Genomic DNA, 18119 nt, shown 5'->3' with positions numbered 1-18119 from the left:
GGTATGAGTGTGTCCCACGGACCGGGTTCCGTCTCCTTGCCGGAATGGCCAACGCTTGCCTGCGGCACCGGCATCGCCCTGGTGATGACGGCGGAGGGCGAGTTGCTCCGGCTGGCCGCGCCCGCGACGGCCAAGCTGCTCGACACGTCCGAGCCGCCGCTGCTGATCCATGCGCCTGCCACCTGGCGGCGCCTGGGCCTGAAAGCCATGCCCGCCTACGACCTGCTGGAACTCTTCGCCTTTGTCCGCCCGGCCAAACCCGCCGTGCCGACGGCCCGCGGCCTGGCCCAGGTGCTGGGCATGCGCCCCATCGCCCAAGGGCTGGAGGCGGCAGCCGCAAGCCTGCCCACTATCGCCGTCGCCCTGCTGGACGAGCTTGCCCGAGGCGCGACGCTGCCCGCCAATCGCGACCTGCCGGCGCTGGCGAAGCGGATGGGCGATGCCGGCTGGCTATGGGAGCCTTTGGTGATGGCGGCGCTGGCGCGCGGCGGTGCTGCGGCGCCATCGGGCAAGGACGGCAATGCCTTCCGCGTCTGGCGCCGCCTGCCGGAATGGGAGGAAGGGGCGCCCCCGCCCGCGCCCTCCGCCCTGCCCGTCTCCTCCGCCGAGGCGCGGCAGCGGCTGGCGCGCCTGGTCGGCGACGGCGCTGAAACCCGCCAGGGCCAGGCGGATTACGCCTCTGCCGCCGCCGCGGCCTTCACCCCGCGGGCGACGGAGGGCGCGCCCAATATCGTGCTGGCCGAGGCCGGCACGGGTACCGGCAAGACGCTGGGCTATGTCGCGCCCGCGAGTCTGTGGGCGGAACGCAATCATGCGCCGGTGTGGATTTCGACCTTCACCCGCCATCTGCAGCGTCAGGTGGAGAGCGAGCTGGAGCGGCTGTTCCCCGACCCCGCCGAGCGGCACCGGCGTGTTGTGCTGCGCAAGGGCCGCGAAAACTATCTGTGCCTGCTCAATATGGAGGATGCGGTGACATCGGCGCTGGTCGGCGCCAATCCGGCGCTGGTCATTCCGCTCGGCCTGATCGCCCGCTGGGCGAGTGTCACCAGCGACGGCGATATTCTGGGCGGCGACCTGCCCGGCTGGTTCATCGAGATTTTCGGCGCGCCGCTGCTGGGGAGCCTGGCCGACCGGCGCGGCGAATGCCTGTATGCCGCCTGCAGCCATTGGAAGCGCTGCTTCGTGGAACACGGCATTCGCCGGGCGCGCGACGCCGATCTGGTGGTCGCCAATCACGCGCTGGTGCTGACCCAGGCGGCCTGGGGCGGCTTGGACGATAATTACGTGCCGACGCGCTACGTCTTTGACGAGGGCCACCATATTTTCGACGCCGCCGACGCGGCCTTTTCGGCCGAGCTGTCGGGGCGCGAAGCGGCCGAGCTGCGGCGCTGGCTGCTGGGCGCCGAAGGCCTGCGGAGCCGCGGCAAGGGCCTCTCCGCCCGTATCGGCGACTTGGTCGGGGAGCGCGCCGACCTGATCGCGCCGCTCGATGCCGCCCTGCTGGCGGCCCGTGCCCTGCCCGCACCGGGCTGGGCGTTCCGGCTCAGCGACGACGCGCCGCCGGCTTCGGAGACGCCGTCGGACATCTCAGCCGAGCCAGTGGCGAAAAATCCGTCTGAAGTTTTGCTGGTGGCGCTGCGCGTCCAGGTTCTGGCGCGCCTCTCCGGCCGGGGCGGCGAGGACGAGGCGCGCGCAGGCTTCGCCGCCGAATGCGACCTGCATCCGGTGGCGGAGGATGTCGCCGCCGCCGCCGAGACGCTACGCCGCGCGCTGATGCGCATCGCGGAGCCCTTGACCAATCTGCGCCAGCGCCTGCTCGCCCGGCTGGATGAGGAGGCCGACGAGCTGGACCAAGCGACGCGCGCGCGCATCGAAGGCATGGGCCGGACCATCGCCCGCCGCGCTTTGGAGCCGCTGAAGGCCTGGGCCGCGATGCTGGGTGAAATCATCGAGCCGCCGCCGGTGTCAGAAACCTTTCGCGGCCATGTGCAGTTTTTGCGCCTCGACCGGTCAGAAGGCCAGGTGCGGGATGTAGCCCTGCTGCGGCATTGGCTGGACCCGACGCTGCCCTTCGCCACGACGCTCGCCGCCCCCGCGCATGGGCTGCTGATCACGTCGGCGACGCTGCGCGACGGCGGCGAGGAAGACCCGGAACGCGCCTGGAGCGACGCCGAGGCCCGCGTCGGCGCCAATCATCTGGCGCTGCCCGCGATCCGCGCCAGCCTGCCGAGCCCCTTCGACTATGCCGAGCGCACGCGGGCCTTGGTCATCAACGATGTCGATACCGGCGACCCTGCCGCTCTCGCCGCCGCCTATCGCACGCTGTTTCTGTCATCCGGTGGTGGCGGATTGGGATTGTTCACTGCCATCGGCCGGCTGCGCTCGGTGCATCGGCGCATCGCGCCCGCCCTGGAAGAGGCGGGGCTGCCGCTCTATGCCCAGCATATCGACGCCATGAACAATGCGACTCTGGTCGATATCTTTCGGGCGGAAGAAAATTCCTGCCTGCTGGGCACGGACGCGATGCGCGACGGGGTCGATGTGCCGGGCAATGCCCTGCGCCTGGTGGTGTTCGAGCGCGTGCCCTGGCCGCGGCCCGATATTTTGCACCGCGAGCGGCGCATTCACCTTTCCGGTGGCGCGCCGAAGGAATTCGACGACCGCATCGCGCGGCTGCGCCTGCGCCAGGCTTTCGGACGTCTTATCCGCCGGGTGGATGACAGAGGTGTGTTCGTGCTGCTTGACCGCCGCACACCTTCCCGGCTGCTCTCGGCCTTCCCGCCCGGGGTGGCGGTGGAACGGGTCGGACTTGCGGAGGCCGCCGCCACGACCCGACGCTTTTTAGGGCCGCAGGGATAAGATTGACGCCATGAGTGACGCGACATTGGCGACACCGGCCGCGCCGGGAATCGGGCGGCCACGCCACGCGCGACTGATCATCTCAGCGATCCTGATTTCCACCTTCATGGCGGCGGTGGAGGTGACGGTCATCAGCACCGCTATGCCCGTCATCGTCGGCAAGCTGGGCGGCTTTCACCTGTTCTCCTGGGTCTTCGGCATCTATCTGCTGACCCAGGCGGTGATGACGCCGCTCTATGGCCGCATCGCCGACAGCTTCGGCCGCCGCACGGTCTATCTGGGCAGTACCGGCCTGTTCCTGATCGGGTCGCTGCTATGCGGCTTCGCCCATAGCATGATCTGGCTGGTGATTTTTCGCGCCCTCCAGGGCATTGGCGGCGGCGGGTTGGCGCCGCTGGGTGTCACCATCATCGGTGATGTCTGCGCCCCCGAGGACCGGCCCCGCGTCATGGGCTATGTCTCCGGCGTTTGGGGCATTGCGGCGATTGCCGGGCCGCTGCTGGGCGCCTTCTTCGTCCATACGCTGGGCTGGCAGTTCTGCTTCTGGGTCAATCTGCCCATCGGCCTGGTGACAATGACCATGGTCTGGCGGTTTCTGCGCGAGGGCGCGCAGACACGCAGCCGCGCGCCGATCGACGTGGCGGGATGCCTTCTGCTGGTGCTGGGCCTGGGCCTGATGATGGGCGCGCTGGTGCAGTTCGAGACGCTGAGGGCGACTGAGCTGGTCCTGGTGCTGGCCGCGGCCTTCGCTGCCCTGGCCGGATTTGGCCTGCGCGAGCGGCGGGTAGCCCACCCGCTGCTGCCCTTGCATCTGATGTTCCGCCCCCTGCTGATGACGGCGAATGGCTCGGCCCTGCTGGCGGGCAGCCTGCTGCTTGGCACCACCGCCTTCCTGCCGCCCCTGGTGCAGGGCGTGATGGGACAAGGTGCCCTCCAGGCGGGCATGGTGATCGGGGCGCTGACCGTCTCCTGGACCATCACCAGCATGACGATCGGCCGCCTGGCCGGCCGCGTCTCCAACCGGCTGCTGGCGACGGCCGGCGGCATCACCATGGCCGCCGGCATGGCGGCGCTGGTGCCGATCGCCGATAGCCGCAGCCTGGCTTGGCTGATCCTGATCTGCATCCCGATCGGCGCCGGCATGGGCCTGACCAGCATCACGTTCACCCTCGCCGTGCAAGGCGGGGTGCCTGCGGGCGAGCGCGGACGATCAATCGCGCTGTTCTTTTTCAGCCGGCTGATGGGCCAGGCTTTGGGCGCGGCGGCTTTCGGCGGTGTGCTCAATGCCGGTCTCGCGAATACCCATGGCCGTGACCTGATGCGGGAATTGGTGAACCCGAGCCTGCGTGCGGCGCTTTCGGCCCGCGACCTGATGGACGCGACCGACAAACTCGGCCATGCGCTGCATGGGGTCTTCGTGCTGGCCGCGGTGATTGCGGTCGCGACCTTTGCGGTCGCCTGTCTGGCGCCCAGGACGGTGCGGCAGACCTGAGGCTGAGGACCTAACCCGCCAGAGCCTGGACATCCTCAATCCAGAAGGGGGGCACCGGGAAACCGATGGCCGCCAGGGCGTCCAGTTCCCGCCGGACATAGGGCACTGCCGCAGACGCGAAAGCCTGCGGCATCGCAAGACCGGGGGAGACATTGAGCTGCGCCGCTGCCAGCGTGGCAGGATACTGCGCGGGCGACAGGTCCAAAAAGGCCTCGATCTGCCGCATCACGCCATAAGGGTCAGCGGCCATGGCCTCGCTATGGAGGACGAGATAGTCCCGCGGGTCCAGTTCGCTTGCCATCAGGCTAAGGACTTCGGAATAGCGGCCGTGGTCAAAGCAGCCGCTCTCTTCCAGGAAGGCCGCGAAGCCCGCGGAGTCGAGATGGGGCAGCTGATCCAGGTAGCCGATGATGGCGGCGTGGAAGCGGGCATGGCTCCAGAGCCGGCGCACCGGGTTGCGAACCGCATAGAGAACGCGGAGACGATCGGTGAAGCGTCGCATATGCGTCCAGGTTGGGGGGCCGAGGCGCGCGGACATATTGCTGAATTCGACGCAGAACGCAGTCTCGGGCCTGGGGCAAAAGAGATTCGTGAACCAGCGGTCATCAACCGGATCGGCCAGATAGCGCTTGAACCAGTCGAAACGCGGCCCGATCTCCGCCGTCGCAAGATCGGGCAACTGGCCCGCCAGGTGACTGGCCGCGGTTGCCCGCCGCTGGTCGGGCGACAGCAGCGGGAAGCTGCCGTAGCATTCCCAGAAGTAATGGATTTCCTTGACCGGCAGGCATTCCAGGGCGGGATGACAGCGCAGCATCTCATAAAGCCAGCTGGTGCCGCCCTTCATCGCGCCGATACCCATCAGCAGCCCCGGCAGGGGCTTCAGACCCATCATCCGCTCGGAAAGCACGGCGGGCGCGATACTGTCAGGCATGAGGGGCTTTCTCGGAGGACGTGACCTCTGCTCTCTACTAATCCTTTCCGGTAAGCAAGTCCGTTGATCCCCTCCCCCTGTCCCTTGCCGCACAGGCAGGTTAGGCTTCGCCCGTGCCGACCCAGACGGCCCAGCGAACGCCAAATCAAAACGCTCACTCCCCAGGGAACAGTCATGACCTACATTGCCGACCCAGGCCGCTACGAGGCCATTCCGTACCGCCGTTGCGGCCGCTCCGGCATTCAGCTGCCTTTGATCTCGCTCGGCCTGTGGCACCATTTCGGCGGCACCGACGTGCTGGAGAATGGTCGCGCTATCCTGCGGCGGGCTTTCGACCGCGGCGTGACGCATTTCGATCTCGCCAATAACTACGGCCCGCCCTATGGCTCGGCGGAAGAGAATTTCGGCGTCCTGCTGAAGAAGGACTTTCTGCCCTATCGCGACGAGCTGATCATCTCCTCCAAGGCCGGCTGGGACATGTGGCCCGGCCCCTACGGCATCGGCGGCAGCCGCAAATACCTCATCGCCAGCTGCGACCAGAGCCTGAAGCGGATGGGCCTGGACTATGTCGACATCTTCTATTCCCACCGCCCCGATTTCGAGACCCCGCTGGAAGAGACCGCCGACGCGCTGGCCCAGCTGGTGCGCCAGGGCAAGGCGCTGTACGTCGGCATCTCCTCCTACGGGCCTGAACTGACCCGGACGATGTCCGGCCTGCTGCGCGAACGGCAAGTGCCGCTGCTGATCCATCAACCCTCCTATTCGCTGCTCAACCGCTGGGTGGAAGGCGGGCTGCTGGAGACGCTGGAAGAGATCGGCACCGGCTGCATCGCCTTCTCGCCCCTCGCCCAGGGTCTGCTCACCGACAAATATCTGGGCGGCGTCAAGGAAGGCAGCCGCGCCGCCGAGGGCCGCTATTTCTCCAAGGACCTCATCACCGAGGAGAACCTGACCCGCGTGCGCGCGCTGAACGATATTGCGGCCAAGCGCGGCCAATCGCTGGCGCAGATGGCGATCGCCTGGGTGCTGCGCGACACGGCGGTGACGACAGCACTGATCGGCGCGCGCAATGTCGCCCAGCTCGACAATGCGCTGGATGCGACCAAGAACCTGGCCTTCACGGCAGCGGAACTGGCCGAGATCGACATCCATGCCCAGGATGGCGGCATCGACCTGTGGCGCGAAGTCTCTTCCTTCAAAGGATAGTAAGGTCGCCCGCGCCAGATGGGTCATGCGCCGCGTGATGCCGCGCATGACCCGCCTGGACGCCGGATGAAAGGATTACCGATCGTGAGCGCTGCCTTGCAACCGAAAGCCGATCAGGTCGAGCCGCCCTATGCCGTGGGGGCCACGCTGTCGCTGCAGGAGCGGCAATACAGAACGCTCAAAAACGGCGACATGTTCGGCGTCTTCGATCTGTCGGGCAATATCCTGCCCTATGAGGGCGGCACGGAGGGACTTTACAACCGCGACACCCGCCACCTGTCGGTCTTCGATCTGACCATCGGCGGCGGCCGTCCGGTTCTGCTGAGTTCTACGCTACGGGATGACAATACGGCGCTGATCTGTGACCTTGCCAACCCGGATCTGACGCGCGACGGCAAGGTTGTGGTGGATCACAGCGTGATCCATATCCGGCGCGTGCGTTTCATGATCAACGCAACGCTGTTCGAGCGCGTGCAGATCCGTAGCTTTTCGCATGAACCTCAGCTGGTGCGGCTGGAATTCTCCTTCGATGCGGATTTCGCCGACCTGTTTGAAGTGCGCGGCACCACGCGCACGCGGCACGGCACGCGCCAGCCAACCGAGGTCGATGAGACAAGCGTGACGCTGGCGTATATGGGGCTCGACGATCGCCGCCGCACGACGCGGCTGCGCTTCTCGCCCACGCCCGATGCGCTGGACGGCAGCCGCGCGACCTTCGACGTCACCATCCCGCCGGGGCAGCAGACGCTGCTTTATATCGAAATCGGCTGCAATGACGAGGCGGCCGCCCCCGTGCGCGAGGTGCGCACGAACTATCTGATCAGCCTGGTCGAATCGCGCCGCTGGATGCGCACGCGCTCGGCCAAGGCGGCGGCGATGGAGAGTTCCAACGAGCTGTTCAACGAAGCCATCCGCCGCGCCGTGGCCGACCTCTATATGCTGATCACTGAGAAGCCGACGGGGCTTTACCCCTATGCCGGCATTCCGTGGTTTACCGCCGCCTTCGGCCGCGATGCGCTGATCACCGCCTATGAGGTGCTGTGGATGGACCCCGCGATCGCGCGCGGGGTGCTGAAATTCCTGGCCGCCACCCAGGCGACCACGGTCGATGCCGCCGCCGATTCCGAACCCGGCAAGATCGTGCATGAAATGCGCAACGGCGAGATGGCGGAATTGGGTGAGGTGCCGTTCCGCCGCTACTACGGCAGCGTCGACAGCACCCCTCTGTTCGTCATGCTGGCCGGCGCCTATTTCGAGCGCACGCATGACGGCACCACCTTGCAGCAGCTATGGCCACATCTGGAAGCGGCGATGGAATGGATCGCGCGCTACGGCGACCGCGACGGCGACGGTTTCGTGGAATATTTCCGCGCCACCGGATCGGGGCTGCAGAACCAGGGCTGGAAAGACAGTTTCGACAGCGTCTTCCATGCCAATGGCGATCTGGCCGAAGGGCCGATCGCCCTGGTGGAGGTGCAGGGCTATGTCTATGCCGCGCATCGCGCCATGGCAGAGATCGGCCGCCAGCTGGGCCATGAGCAGGTCGCGACCTCTCATGATCATAAGGCCGAGGCCTTGCGCCTGGCTTTCGAGGCGGCCTTCTGGTGCGAGCAGATCGGCACCTATGCCTTGGCGCTGGATGGCGCCAAAAAGCCCTGCTGCGTGCGCACCTCTAACCCTGGCCATCTCCTGATGACCGGGATTGTGGCCCCCGCGCGCGCGGCCCGCATGGCCGAAGGCTTCATGAACCACGACTTCTTCTCGGGCTGGGGCATCCGCACCGTCGCCAGCACCGAGGCCCGCTACAATCCGATGGGCTATCACAACGGCTCGGTCTGGCCGCATGACAATGCCCTGATCGCCATGGGCCTGGCCCGCTACGGGCACACGGATGCGGTCGCGAAGATTTTCCAGGGCCAGTTCGACGCGGCCCTCTACATCGACATGCGCCGGCTGCCGGAACTGTTCTGCGGATTTGCGCGCAGGCGGGCGCAGGGGCCGACCTTCTACCCGGTCGCCTGCTCACCCCAGGCCTGGGCGGCGGCGGCGCTGCCCGCTTTGCTGCAAGCCTCGCTGGGATTGTCGATCGACCCCGCGGCGCGGTCGGTGATTTTCAGCACGCCGAAACTGCCGCCCTTTCTGGACGAGATGGTGCTGCATCGGATCTGCATCGGCGAGGCCAGCGTGACCGTGCTGATCCGCCGCATGGGCGACGAGGTGGCGCTGAACGTGCAGGAGCGCCACGGCGATATTCACGTGGTGGTGCGGAGCTGAGCCTACCGCACCGGCGCCGGGTCAGGCGCTGAGGACGTATCCGGCAAAGCCGCAGCAGACGGCGATGATCAGCGGATTGAGCTTGGTCGCGCAGAGCACGATGGTTGCGACGAAAGTCATGGCAAGCTGCACCCAGCTGGTCTCGGCATGGCGGGCGACGACCAGGCCGCCGGCCAGGATCAGCCCCACGGTGATCGGCGCCAGCCCGTCCTGGAGCGCGTGGCGGATGGGCTTGTCGCCGTGGCCGCGATCCCAGACGCGCGCGATGCCATAGACGATGAAGCCGGTGGGCACGACCATGGCGGCGGTCGCGATCAGCGCGCCCCAGATGCCGCCTGCGCGATAGCCGAGCAGGCTGACGATGAGCGTGCTGGGGCCGGGGGCGGCCTGCGCGATGGCAAAGGAATCGGTGAACTGCTGCGCCGTCAGCCAGTGATAAACGGAGACCGTCTGCTGCTCGAATTGCGGGATGACGGCATTACCGCCGCCGAAGGCCATCAGCGATGTGATGCCGAAGACCGAGCAGAGCTGGAGGGCGAGGGCGAGCGTCATGATGCGCTTTCCGCGGCGACGGCCGCGGCCTTGCGATGCGCCCGGCGCCAGGCCCAGGCGATGCCGATAGGGGCGGTGATGGCGAGCGTCCACCACAGGGGCCAGCGCAGGACCCCGTTCAGGACGAAGGTGGCCGCAAACAGCAGCACCGGCATAACGGAGGTGAGCGTGGTGCGACCGGTCTTCCAGACCATCTGCAGGGTCATGGCGACGGCCGCCGCCGCGAATCCAGCCAGCACATGCTGCACGGCATGGGAATGCTGGAAGGCGGCGTAGAGGGCCGCGATGCCGACCAGCAGAAGAGTCGGCATGGCAATGAGACCGGCCAACGCCGCCCCTGCCCCGCGCAAGCCGTTCAGCTTGGTGCCGACGAAGACGGCGAGATTAACCTGATTGGCGCCGGGCAGGATGCGGCAGACCGTCATCGCGCTGAGGAATTCGGCGTCATTCATCCATTTGCGGCGGGCGACCACCATTTCCCGCGACCAGGCGGAGAGGCCGCCGCCGAAGCTGGACAGCGAAATCTCGTTAAAGGTGCGCGCAATGTCCCAGGCGGAGGCGCGAATCGGCACCTCCTCGACCGGACCGGCGGTCTCCGTCGTCACGAGAACGCCCGTACCCGCCGCCGCGCTATTCGTGGACGAGTTCGGAATCATGGGGATGATCGTCCTCTTCCAGCAGATCAACGGTCAGCGGATCTGGCGGATCGTAGCGCTTGGCCTCATGCCAGTCATCGGTAAAGGTCTGCGACAGAGCTTCGACCGCACGAGGGTCATTGATGAAGCATCCCAGTTCGCGGCGCAGGTCGAAGGCGCTGCGGTCAATATTCATGGAGCCGACGACGGCATGCTTGTCATCCGCCAGCAGCAGCTTGGCATGCAGACGGAGGTCCTTCTGCTTGCGGATCTTGACGCCATGCAGCTTCATGAGACGGAGCGAGGCGAAGGTATCGAGCACATCCCAGGTGCTGATGCCGTGCTTGCCGCCGCAGAGGACGCGCACCCTGACACCACGCTCATGCGCCTGGATGATGCGATCGAGCACCACGGCATCGACGAATTTGGGATGCTGCACGTCCAGCGTATGCTCGGCCATGTCAATGAAGCGGCAGATCAGCGCGCGGGAGCCGCGATTGCTCCAGATCAGCGCGCTTTTCTCGCGCTGGACGAATTGCTTGCGGGACCAGTCGGCCTCGAAACAGGACTCCATTTCGGCGATCGCATCGGCGTCTTCGGTGACGATACCGTAGTCACGCGTGGTCGTGAAATATTTCACGCCAAAGTTGAAGGTCGCGATCATGGCGACGCGGCTGTCGATCACCATGGATTTTTCATGGGTCACGGCGAAGGCCGGGCTGCTCCAGGCGACCGTGATGCCGCCGGCCTGGAGTCGGGCCTTCATATCGTCATTGGCGCGGCTGCCGGAGGAGCGCGCCGGATTGAGCATGACCCGGACCAGCACGCCACGCTGCTGGGCGGCGATCAGCGCCTCGGCAATATCATCCGCCGTGAAGGTGAACATCTTCAGGCAGATGGTTTTGGTGGCGCCCTCGATCAGCTCCAGGATCGGCTGGGTCGTATTATCTGGTTCGATAATCGCGCGTGCGGACTCGATCCAGGCAATCTCGTGTTCTGTGTCCATGCCCGCTTTACCGCCGCTCCCATCCGCTCTCAGCTTGTCTTACCAGACTGTCATCCGCAAGCGGAACCTCCCTGTGACGAAAACCGTCCGCCTGCAATGCCCTGGCCTCTATGAGACCGGCGGGAAGACGTTCAGGCCGCGCCGGTCTCGCCAGGCTGGCCGGCGAAAACCCGGCTGTGCAGCGGATTAGCACCGAGGTTGTGAAAAATCTCCGCAGGATGGGCGACATCCCAGATGGCAAGGTCGCAAGCCTTGCCGGTTTCCAGCGAGCCGATCTCAGCGGATTTGCCCAAGGCTCGCGCCGCTTCCCGCGTGGTGCCGAGCAGCGCTTCATGCACGGTCAGGCCGAAGAGTGTCGCCGCCATATGCATGGTCAGCAGCAACGAGGTCAGCGGCGCGGTGCCGGGGTTGCAATCGGTGGAGACCGCCATCGCCACGCCATGACGGCGGAAGGACGCGACATCGGGCGCCTTTTTCTCGCGCAGCACGTAATAGGCGCCGGGCAGGAGCACAGCCACGGTGCCGGAGCCTGCCAAAGCCGCAGCGCCAGCATCATCGGTATATTCCAGATGATCGGCCGAAAGCGCGCCGAAGCGGGCGGCGAGTGCCGCCCCGCCGCCATTGGTCAGCTGGTCGGCATGGAGTTTCACGGGCAGGCCCAGCGCCTGGGCGGCGGTGAAAAGACGCGCCACCTGATCGGTCGAGAAGGCGATGCTTTCGCAGAAGGCATCGACCGCGTCTGCGAGGCCCGCCGACGCGATCGCGGGCAGCATGGTGGTGCAGATGAGGTCGATATAGGCGTCGCGGTCACCCGCTGCTTCCGGCGGCAGGGCATGAGCGCCAAGAAAGCTGGTGAGCACGCGCAAGCGCCGTCTGTCCCCGATGGCGCGTCCGGCGCGGAGCAGTTTCATCTCCTGCGCCAGATCAAGACCGTAGCCGGATTTCGATTCGAGCGTGGTGACGCCTTCAGCGATCAGCCTGTCGACCCGTGGCAGGGCCTGGGCGATGAGCGCCGCCTCTTCCGTGGCCCGGACCGAACGGACGGAGGATAGAATGCCACCGCCGGCGCGGGCGATATCCTCGTAAGGAGCGCCGGCCAGGCGCATCTCCCACTCCGCGGCGCGATTATCGGCGTAGACGATATGGGTGTGGCAATCGATGAGGCCGGGCGTGACCCAGCGCCCGTGCAGCGCGATGGTCTCTATCGCTGTCGCATCGCCGGGCAGATCGGCCGCGGGTCCGACAAAGGCGATGCGCCCATCGCGGCTGGCGATAACGCCATCCTCGATAATGCCAAGACCGGCGCGCGCCGCCGCCATGGTGGCCAGCCGGCCACCCGTCCAGATACGGTCGAAAACCGGTCTCGTCGTCACAAGCGCTAACCCATAGGCAGAGAGAAGAATGGATTAGACGAGTTTTTTGAGCGCAGGGGAAGCCACCTGCTTCGGCCGCCTTCGCCCTCCACGCAGCACCGTATCAGCCGCCGCCTTCCCCCCAGATCAGAGACAGGACCTGTTCGCGCAGCGCCACGAAATCCGCCCCCGCCTTGATGCGGCGGATATCGCGCTCTCCTGCCTGGCGGGCGAAGGGCGCCGGAATGCGCTGCAGAATGCGCCCGGGCCGCTGCGACATGACGACGACTTCGGTACCGAGATAGACGGCCTCGTCGACGCTATGGGTGATGAAGAGCACCGTCATGCCACGACGCTTCCAAACGGTATGCAGCTCTTCCTGCATCTTTTCGCGTGTCAGCGCATCCAAGGCCCCGAAGGGCTCGTCCATCAGCAGGATGTCAGGCTCATTGGCGAGGGCGCGGGCAATGGCCAGACGCTGCTGCATGCCGCCCGAGAGCTGATAGGGGTAGCGGTTGCGAAACTCCCACAGGCCCACGGAATTCAGCCAGTATTCGACCCGCGCCGCGCGCTCGGCCCGCGGCAGGCCGCGCATGGTGGGACCGAAACCGGCATTGCCGGCGACCGTCTTCCACGGAAACAGGGCGGCGTGCTGGAAGACGACGCCGCGATCCGCGCCCGGCCCCGTCACGGTCTGGCCGGCGACGCTGACGGTGCCTGAGGTCGCCTTCAGAAACCCTGCCAGGGTCTGCATCAAGGTGGTTTTGCCGCAGCCTGAGGGGCCGACGATGCAGACGAAATCGCCGCGGGCGAAGCTGAGATCGGTGGGCGTCAGGGCGAGCGTCGGCTGCCGTGTCTCCGCCCCATAGGTGACGGAGACCTGGTCGAAACGGACGAAATCCGCTTCTGCCCCGGTATCGGGGGCAGAAGCCAATCCGGCAGTCAGGCTTGATGGCTGATCAGGCAACGGCCTTTTCCAGGTAACGGGTATCGATGCCCTTCTGATAGGCAACCAGCTTCTGGGCATGGCGGATGCTCTTCTGGCCGACCAGGAATTCCGCCGTGCTGTGCAACTGGGTTGCGAAAGCGCCCGGATGGCCCGGCGTGCCGAGCCATTTCGGACCAAGCTGATCCTTCAGCGAGATGAAATCATATTCACGTAGATTGTCGGCCGCAACCGCGGCCGTGACGCCGGTCGCCTGACCGATGATGGCAGCGGCATCGTCCGGGTTGGTCTGCCAATAGGTGAGCGCCTTGCCATAGGCGCGCAGGATGCCGGTCACCGCCTCGGGATGCTTCTCGGCAAAGGCCGTGCGCGCATTGATGAGATCGGCGATGACATAGCCCTTCTCGTCAAGTTCCTTATAGGTCTCATAGACGACGCCGCCTGCGGCCAGAATTTCGGCCTTGGCCGGGCTCCAGACATAGGCGCCGTCAATATCGCCGCGCTTCCAGGCCGCCACGATCTGATCCGGCGGCAGATCCAGCACCGTCACGTCATGCAGCGAGAGGTTGTTGGTCTTGAGGAAGCCGATGAGGCGGAAATGCGAGGTCGAGCCGAAGGGGGTGGCGAGCTTCTTGCCTTTGAAATCGGCGGCCGTTTTGATGTTGTCCGAGGCGCGAACGGTCAGTTCCTCGGCCGGGCCGATATTGTCGAGCAGGGCGACGACCTTATAGGGAATGCCCTGGCTGAGACCCGAGGCAGTGGGCGCCGAGCCGATGCCGATGCCGATATCGATGCTGCCGCCGACGACGCCGGCGTTGATCTGGGCGCCGCTGCCAACTTCGATCCAGTTGATCTTGGCATTCGCTTCCTGCTCGAACCAGCCTTTCACCTTGGCGATGGCGGTGGGCTTGGTCTCAACGAAATAGGCGATGTTGATGGCGACCGGGTCTGCCGCACGCGCCCGGATGGCGGGCAGGGTGGCGGCGAGTCCGAGGCCCGCGGCACCGGCGATGAGCTTGCGGCGGCCGAAGCCGTTGGTGTCTGTCATGCGTCTCTCCAGATGTTTGATAATTTTTGTGGTCATTTTCCAGCCCAGTGCACGATGCGGCGCTGGGCGAAGAGCAGTCCGCGGTCGAGGGCGATGCCCATGGCCGCGATAATCAGGATGCCGGCGATGACGTAATCGCTGCGCAGGAAGCGCCCGGCATCGAGAATGAGCCAGCCGATGCCGGAGGCGCCGGCAATCATTTCGGCCGCGATCAAGGTTGCGTAGACAATTCCGATCGAGAGCCGGGCGCCGATGAAAATCTCGCCCAGCGCCGAGGGCAGCACGACATGGAAGAAGATCTGACGGGAACTGGCGCCGAGCGAGCGCGCGGCGAGCACGCGTTCGGGCGAGACTTGGCGGACGCCGTCCCGCGCGGCGACGGCCGAGACCGGCAGGGCGGCCAGGAACAGCAGCACGATCTTGGGCGTCTCACCGATGCCGAACCAGATGATAAGCAGCACGAGATAGGCGAGCTGCGGCAGGGGTCGGAGGAATTCGATATAGGGTGCGGCCATCGCGTCCAGCTTGGGCGAGACGCCCATGCCAAGCCCGAGCAGCGTGCCGATGATGGTGCCGAAGCCGAAGCCCAGGCCCACGCGCATCAGGCTGAGGCCGATATGGGCGCCCAGGCTGTAGCCTTTGTAGCCGTTGAGGACGAGATCGGCGCCCCCGTCCCACAGCTCATCCGGGGTCGGCAGCAGCAGGTCCGAGACCGCGCCGGTATAGGTCGCGATGGCCCAGGCGGCGAGCACGACCGCAATGCCGGCCAGCGTGACCAGCCAGGGGCGGCGGCGCAGAAAGCGGGTCATTCGCGGCCCCGCCAATGAATGAGCGAGCGGTCGAGGCCGAGGAGCAGGCCGCTGAGCGCCATGCCGATGAGGCCGAGCAGGATGATGCCGAGCATGACGATGTCATTGCGCAGGAACTGGCTGGCCGAGAAGATCATCCAGCCCAGCCCGTCGCTGCCGGCCATGAGTTCGGCGGCCACGACGGTGGAGAAAGCGGCGGCGAGCGCGATGCGGAGGCCCGTCGAGATCATCGGCAGGGCGGCCGGCAGCAGGACATGGCGGAAGATCTGGCTGGAACTCGCCCCCAGCGATTGCGCGGCCTGCACTTTCTGTCGCGGCACGCCGGCGACGGCGGCGTAGGTGGCGCTGGCGATGATGGGAAAGGCGGTCAGCGCCAGAAGCCCGACCTTCGCGAGATCCCCCGTGCCGAGCCAAAGCATGAGCAGGATCAGAAAGGAAAGCGGCGGCAGGGGCCGCAGGAATTGCACGATCCAATCGGCGGCGGCGGCGGTCAGACGGCTCATGCCCATCCACAGGCCGAGCGGCACGCCGACCACGATCGCGATGGCAAAGCCGGCCAGCGCCCGGAACAAGGTCGAGCCAATATCCTCACCCAGGCTGGTACCGCGATAGCCATGGCGGCATATGTCGATGAAGGCCGCCCAGACCTGGGCCGGACTGGCCAGCAGCTCGGACGGGATGAGATGCAGGCCGTTCAGCGCCTGCCACAGACCGAGGCCCAAAGCGACGGACAGGGCGCCGAGACCCAGGCGGGCCCAGCGATCATAGGGCGGCGCGCCCTGCCCGCTCATGCGTAGCGTCCGATATTGAACATCGGGAGAAGGTAAAATTCTTCTCTACCGCTGTCAATTCGCTACCGCATTTAGTTTATTTTTATACATGCCGCCCATGACACACGAGAGCGACCCGTCTATCCCTGCGCGACAAGCTCATCCAGCGCACGGATCAGCTTTGATCGCGATTCGTCGTCGCTCAATGAAGCTATGGGCGGCCCAAGCTGATCCCTGGACAGTGTTGCGAGATTGAATACGTCCATGATGACCGCATGGCCTTCAATGGTAAATCGAGGCGCCAGAGCATGGAGATCGACGGCTATCAGCTCTGCTCGGATTAAAGGTGCGACGAATCGCGTCCTTCCCCGGTCGAAGCGGGCATTCTGCAAAACCACGACATAAGGAATGGTCTCTCGCTGGCGGCCTGGGTTGCGAAAGACGTCGAACTGCGCCATCGCCTAAAGGTTAGAAAATTCGTCGCTCAACAGACCGTATTGCTGATGGAACGCAGAGAAGCGGTCGACAATGCCCTCTACGGCACTATCCTCGGCCCGGCGACGCTGCTTTTCGCGCGCCACGAAATCCTCCAGGAGAGTTTCGATCGTACCGCTCAGATTTTGCGTATAGCGTCGGGCTTGGCAAACGAGATCTTCACTGATGCTGACATTCAGAGCACGCTTTGGTGCGTTGCGGGCATGCCCCATGGTTTCACCTTTCGATCCCGACACATCATATGCGCATGATCTGCGCATCAGCAAGCGCGAAGACCTGCCCCGCTTTGATTGTGCCCCGGCCTCGCCCTATGTGAGATGTCACCTCACGCAGGCGGGAGCGCGGCTTTGACCTACGATTTCGACCTTTTTGTTATCGGCGGCGGCTCCGGCGGCACGCGCCTGTCGCGCATTGCGGCGGGGCACGGCGCGCGCGTCGGCGTCGCCGAGGAACGCTTCTGGGGCGGGACCTGCGTCAATGTCGGCTGCGTGCCCAAGAAGCTGATGGTGCAGGCAGGCGAATACGGCCTCTGGGCCGAGGATTCGCAGGGTTTTGGCTGGGACATCACTCGCGGCCGGCACGATTGGGCCAAATTCATCGCGGCCAAGGACACCGAGATCAACCGGCTGCAAGGCATCTATGAGACGATGCTGGGCAAGAGCGGCGTCCGCACTTTCGACGCCCATGCGACCTTCATCGACCCGCATACGCTCGATATCGGCGGCGAGCGGGTGACGGCCGCCCATATCGTGATCGCGACCGGCAGCACACCGAACAAGGTGGAGTTTCCCGGCGCCGAACTGACCGGCACGACCGATGACCTGTTCTATCTGCCCGCGCGGCCGCAGCGGCTGGTGATTGTCGGTGGCGGCTATAGCGCCGTGGAATTCGCCGGCGTCTTCGCGGCGCTCGGCTCGGAGGTGCATCTCGTCTATCGCCAGCCGCTGCCGCTGCGCGGCTTCGACGAGGACCTGCGCGAGGCGCTGGCCGAAGCGATGGCGGCCCAGGGCATCCAGCTGCACCATGGCGTCGTCACCACCCATGTCTTCGCCGAAGGCACAGAGGGTCAAGAACGCCGGGTGCGCTTGTCGGACACGACCGAGATCGTTGCCGACTACGTGGTCATGACGACGGGCCGCGTGCCCAATCTGCGCGGCCTGAATATTGAGGCGGCAGGCGTGGCACTGAACGCCGCCGGGGCAATTGAAGTAAACAGCGGCAGCCGCACCAATGTGCCGCATATCTATGCGATCGGCGACGTCACGGACCGGCTCAACCTGACGCCGGTGGCGATCGCCGAGGGCCATGCCCTGGCAGACACCTTGTTCGGCAATAACCCGCGCGAAGCCTCGCATATCAATGTGCCGACGGCGGTCTTCTCCACCCCGCCGCTGGCGACTGTCGGCTTAAGCGAGGCGGAGGCGGTGCAGCAGGGGCCGATGGATATCTATGTCAGCCGCTTCACGCCGATGCGCCACACGCTGACCGGGCGGCCCGGCCGGCGGGCGCTGATGAAGCTTGTGGTCGACCAGAAAAGCCAGAAGGTTCTGGGCGCCCATATGCTGGGCGAGGACGCGGCCGAGATCATGCAGGGCATCGGCATCGCCGTGGGCATGGGGGCGACCAAGCAGGATTTTGACCGCACCATCGGCATTCACCCGACGGCGGCGGAAGAATTCGTGACGATGCGCACGCGGACCCGCGTTGCGAGCGCCGCAGAAGCGGCCGAGTAGCTTTTCAGGCC

The 18119-nt window shown here is 65.8% G+C and carries 16 protein-coding genes; 5 read left to right on the top strand and 11 right to left on the bottom strand.

All coding sequences use genetic code 11. The features are described from left to right. The first annotated feature begins 3 nt into the window (after window positions 1-3). Both AC3G7M_RS09635 and AC3G7M_RS09630 read left to right on the top strand, forming a co-directional pair. On the top strand, window positions 4-2859 hold the full coding sequence (locus AC3G7M_RS09635) for an ATP-dependent DNA helicase (protein WP_489211572.1): 2856 nt from the start codon (window positions 4-6) through the stop codon (window positions 2857-2859). A 10-nt stretch (window positions 2860-2869) separates the two neighbouring features. Continuing rightward, window positions 2870-4351, top strand: a complete 1482-nt coding sequence (locus AC3G7M_RS09630) for an MFS transporter (RefSeq protein ID WP_489211571.1) — start codon at window positions 2870-2872, stop codon at window positions 4349-4351. Window positions 4352-4361: 10 nt separating this feature from the next. Here the strand turns inward: AC3G7M_RS09630 and AC3G7M_RS09625 are convergent, their stop codons facing one another. Then, window positions 4362-5282 (bottom strand): sulfotransferase domain-containing protein, encoded by a 921-nt coding sequence (locus AC3G7M_RS09625; RefSeq protein WP_489211570.1) that lies wholly within the window; start codon window positions 5280-5282, stop codon window positions 4362-4364. A gap of 174 nt (window positions 5283-5456) precedes the next feature. Between AC3G7M_RS09625 and mgrA the strand changes: the two genes are divergently transcribed. Together mgrA and AC3G7M_RS09615 are read left to right on the top strand one after the other, a co-directional pair. Next, on the top strand, window positions 5457-6488 hold the full coding sequence (gene mgrA, locus AC3G7M_RS09620) for an L-glyceraldehyde 3-phosphate reductase (RefSeq protein WP_489211569.1): 1032 nt from the start codon (window positions 5457-5459) through the stop codon (window positions 6486-6488). Between the two features lie 84 nt (window positions 6489-6572). Next, complete coding sequence (locus tag AC3G7M_RS09615) at window positions 6573-8762, top strand: amylo-alpha-1,6-glucosidase (protein WP_489211568.1); 2190 nt, start codon at window positions 6573-6575, stop codon at window positions 8760-8762. Window positions 8763-8783: 21 nt separating this feature from the next. Here the strand turns inward: AC3G7M_RS09615 and AC3G7M_RS09610 are convergent, their stop codons facing one another. From AC3G7M_RS09610 to AC3G7M_RS09565, 10 genes are all read right to left on the bottom strand, one after another. Next, window positions 8784-9314 (bottom strand): chromate transporter, encoded by a 531-nt coding sequence (locus AC3G7M_RS09610; protein ID WP_489211567.1) that lies wholly within the window; start codon window positions 9312-9314, stop codon window positions 8784-8786. Continuing rightward, on the bottom strand, window positions 9311-9970 hold the full coding sequence (locus tag AC3G7M_RS09605) for a chromate transporter (protein WP_489211566.1): 660 nt from the start codon (window positions 9968-9970) through the stop codon (window positions 9311-9313). Before AC3G7M_RS09605 ends, AC3G7M_RS09610 begins: the two co-directional genes overlap by 4 nt. Continuing rightward, window positions 9945-10955, bottom strand: coding sequence for a phospholipase D-like domain-containing protein (locus tag AC3G7M_RS09600; RefSeq protein WP_489211565.1), 1011 nt, complete (start codon window positions 10953-10955; stop codon window positions 9945-9947). The genes AC3G7M_RS09605 and AC3G7M_RS09600 overlap by 26 nt, the downstream gene beginning before the upstream one ends. A 131-nt stretch (window positions 10956-11086) precedes the next feature. After that, a complete protein-coding gene (gene hutI, locus AC3G7M_RS09595; protein WP_489211564.1) occupies window positions 11087-12328 on the bottom strand; it encodes an imidazolonepropionase in 1242 nt (413 codons plus the stop codon). 103 nt (window positions 12329-12431) lie between these two features. After that, complete coding sequence (locus AC3G7M_RS09590; RefSeq protein WP_489211563.1) at window positions 12432-13274, bottom strand: ABC transporter ATP-binding protein; 843 nt, start codon at window positions 13272-13274, stop codon at window positions 12432-12434. Further along, window positions 13267-14301 carry a taurine ABC transporter substrate-binding protein gene (locus AC3G7M_RS09585; protein WP_489211562.1) on the bottom strand — a complete coding sequence of 345 codons (1035 nt, stop codon included), beginning with the start codon at window positions 14299-14301 and terminating at the stop codon, window positions 13267-13269. The genes AC3G7M_RS09590 and AC3G7M_RS09585 overlap by 8 nt, the downstream gene beginning before the upstream one ends. Before the next feature lie 32 nt (window positions 14302-14333). Then, window positions 14334-15110, bottom strand: a complete 777-nt coding sequence (locus tag AC3G7M_RS09580; protein ID WP_489211561.1) for an ABC transporter permease — start codon at window positions 15108-15110, stop codon at window positions 14334-14336. After that, entirely contained in the window at window positions 15107-15901 is a 795-nt protein-coding gene (locus AC3G7M_RS09575) for an ABC transporter permease (RefSeq protein ID WP_489211560.1), read from the bottom strand. The genes AC3G7M_RS09580 and AC3G7M_RS09575 overlap by 4 nt, the downstream gene beginning before the upstream one ends. 119 nt (window positions 15902-16020) lie before the next feature. After that, window positions 16021-16338, bottom strand: a complete 318-nt coding sequence (locus AC3G7M_RS09570; protein ID WP_489211559.1) for a CcdB family protein — start codon at window positions 16336-16338, stop codon at window positions 16021-16023. A 3-nt stretch (window positions 16339-16341) separates the two neighbouring features. Then, window positions 16342-16587 (bottom strand): type II toxin-antitoxin system CcdA family antitoxin, encoded by a 246-nt coding sequence (locus tag AC3G7M_RS09565; RefSeq protein WP_489211558.1) that lies wholly within the window; start codon window positions 16585-16587, stop codon window positions 16342-16344. A gap of 135 nt (window positions 16588-16722) precedes the next feature. On the opposite strand from AC3G7M_RS09565, the gene gorA reads away from it, so the two are divergent. After that, window positions 16723-18108 (top strand): glutathione-disulfide reductase, encoded by a 1386-nt coding sequence (gorA, locus tag AC3G7M_RS09560; RefSeq protein ID WP_489211557.1) that lies wholly within the window; start codon window positions 16723-16725, stop codon window positions 18106-18108. The last annotated feature ends 11 nt before the right edge of the window (window positions 18109-18119 follow it).

Source organism: Acidisoma sibiricum, assembly GCF_057837225.1.
This window is presented reverse-complemented; position numbering and strand designations above follow the sequence as displayed.

Excerpts from the sequence above, each read along its gene's own strand:
- AC3G7M_RS09635 (WP_489211572.1), top strand. The coding sequence starts at position 4 with ATGAGTGTGTCCCACGGACCGGGTTCCGTCTCCTTGCCGGAATGGCCA.
- AC3G7M_RS09630 (WP_489211571.1), top strand. The coding sequence starts at position 2,870 with ATGAGTGACGCGACATTGGCGACACCGGCCGCGCCGGGAATCGGGCGG.
- AC3G7M_RS09625 (WP_489211570.1), bottom strand. The coding sequence starts at position 5,282 with ATGCCTGACAGTATCGCGCCCGCCGTGCTTTCCGAGCGGATGATGGGT.
- mgrA (WP_489211569.1), top strand. The coding sequence starts at position 5,457 with ATGACCTACATTGCCGACCCAGGCCGCTACGAGGCCATTCCGTACCGC.
- AC3G7M_RS09610 (WP_489211567.1), bottom strand. The coding sequence starts at position 9,314 with ATGACGCTCGCCCTCGCCCTCCAGCTCTGCTCGGTCTTCGGCATCACA.
- AC3G7M_RS09605 (WP_489211566.1), bottom strand. The coding sequence starts at position 9,970 with ATGATTCCGAACTCGTCCACGAATAGCGCGGCGGCGGGTACGGGCGTT.
- AC3G7M_RS09600 (WP_489211565.1), bottom strand. The coding sequence starts at position 10,955 with ATGGACACAGAACACGAGATTGCCTGGATCGAGTCCGCACGCGCGATT.
- AC3G7M_RS09585 (WP_489211562.1), bottom strand. The coding sequence starts at position 14,301 with ATGACAGACACCAACGGCTTCGGCCGCCGCAAGCTCATCGCCGGTGCC.
- AC3G7M_RS09580 (WP_489211561.1), bottom strand. The coding sequence starts at position 15,110 with ATGACCCGCTTTCTGCGCCGCCGCCCCTGGCTGGTCACGCTGGCCGGC.
- AC3G7M_RS09575 (WP_489211560.1), bottom strand. The coding sequence starts at position 15,901 with ATGAGCGGGCAGGGCGCGCCGCCCTATGATCGCTGGGCCCGCCTGGGT.
- AC3G7M_RS09570 (WP_489211559.1), bottom strand. The coding sequence starts at position 16,338 with ATGGCGCAGTTCGACGTCTTTCGCAACCCAGGCCGCCAGCGAGAGACC.
- AC3G7M_RS09565 (WP_489211558.1), bottom strand. The coding sequence starts at position 16,587 with ATGGGGCATGCCCGCAACGCACCAAAGCGTGCTCTGAATGTCAGCATC.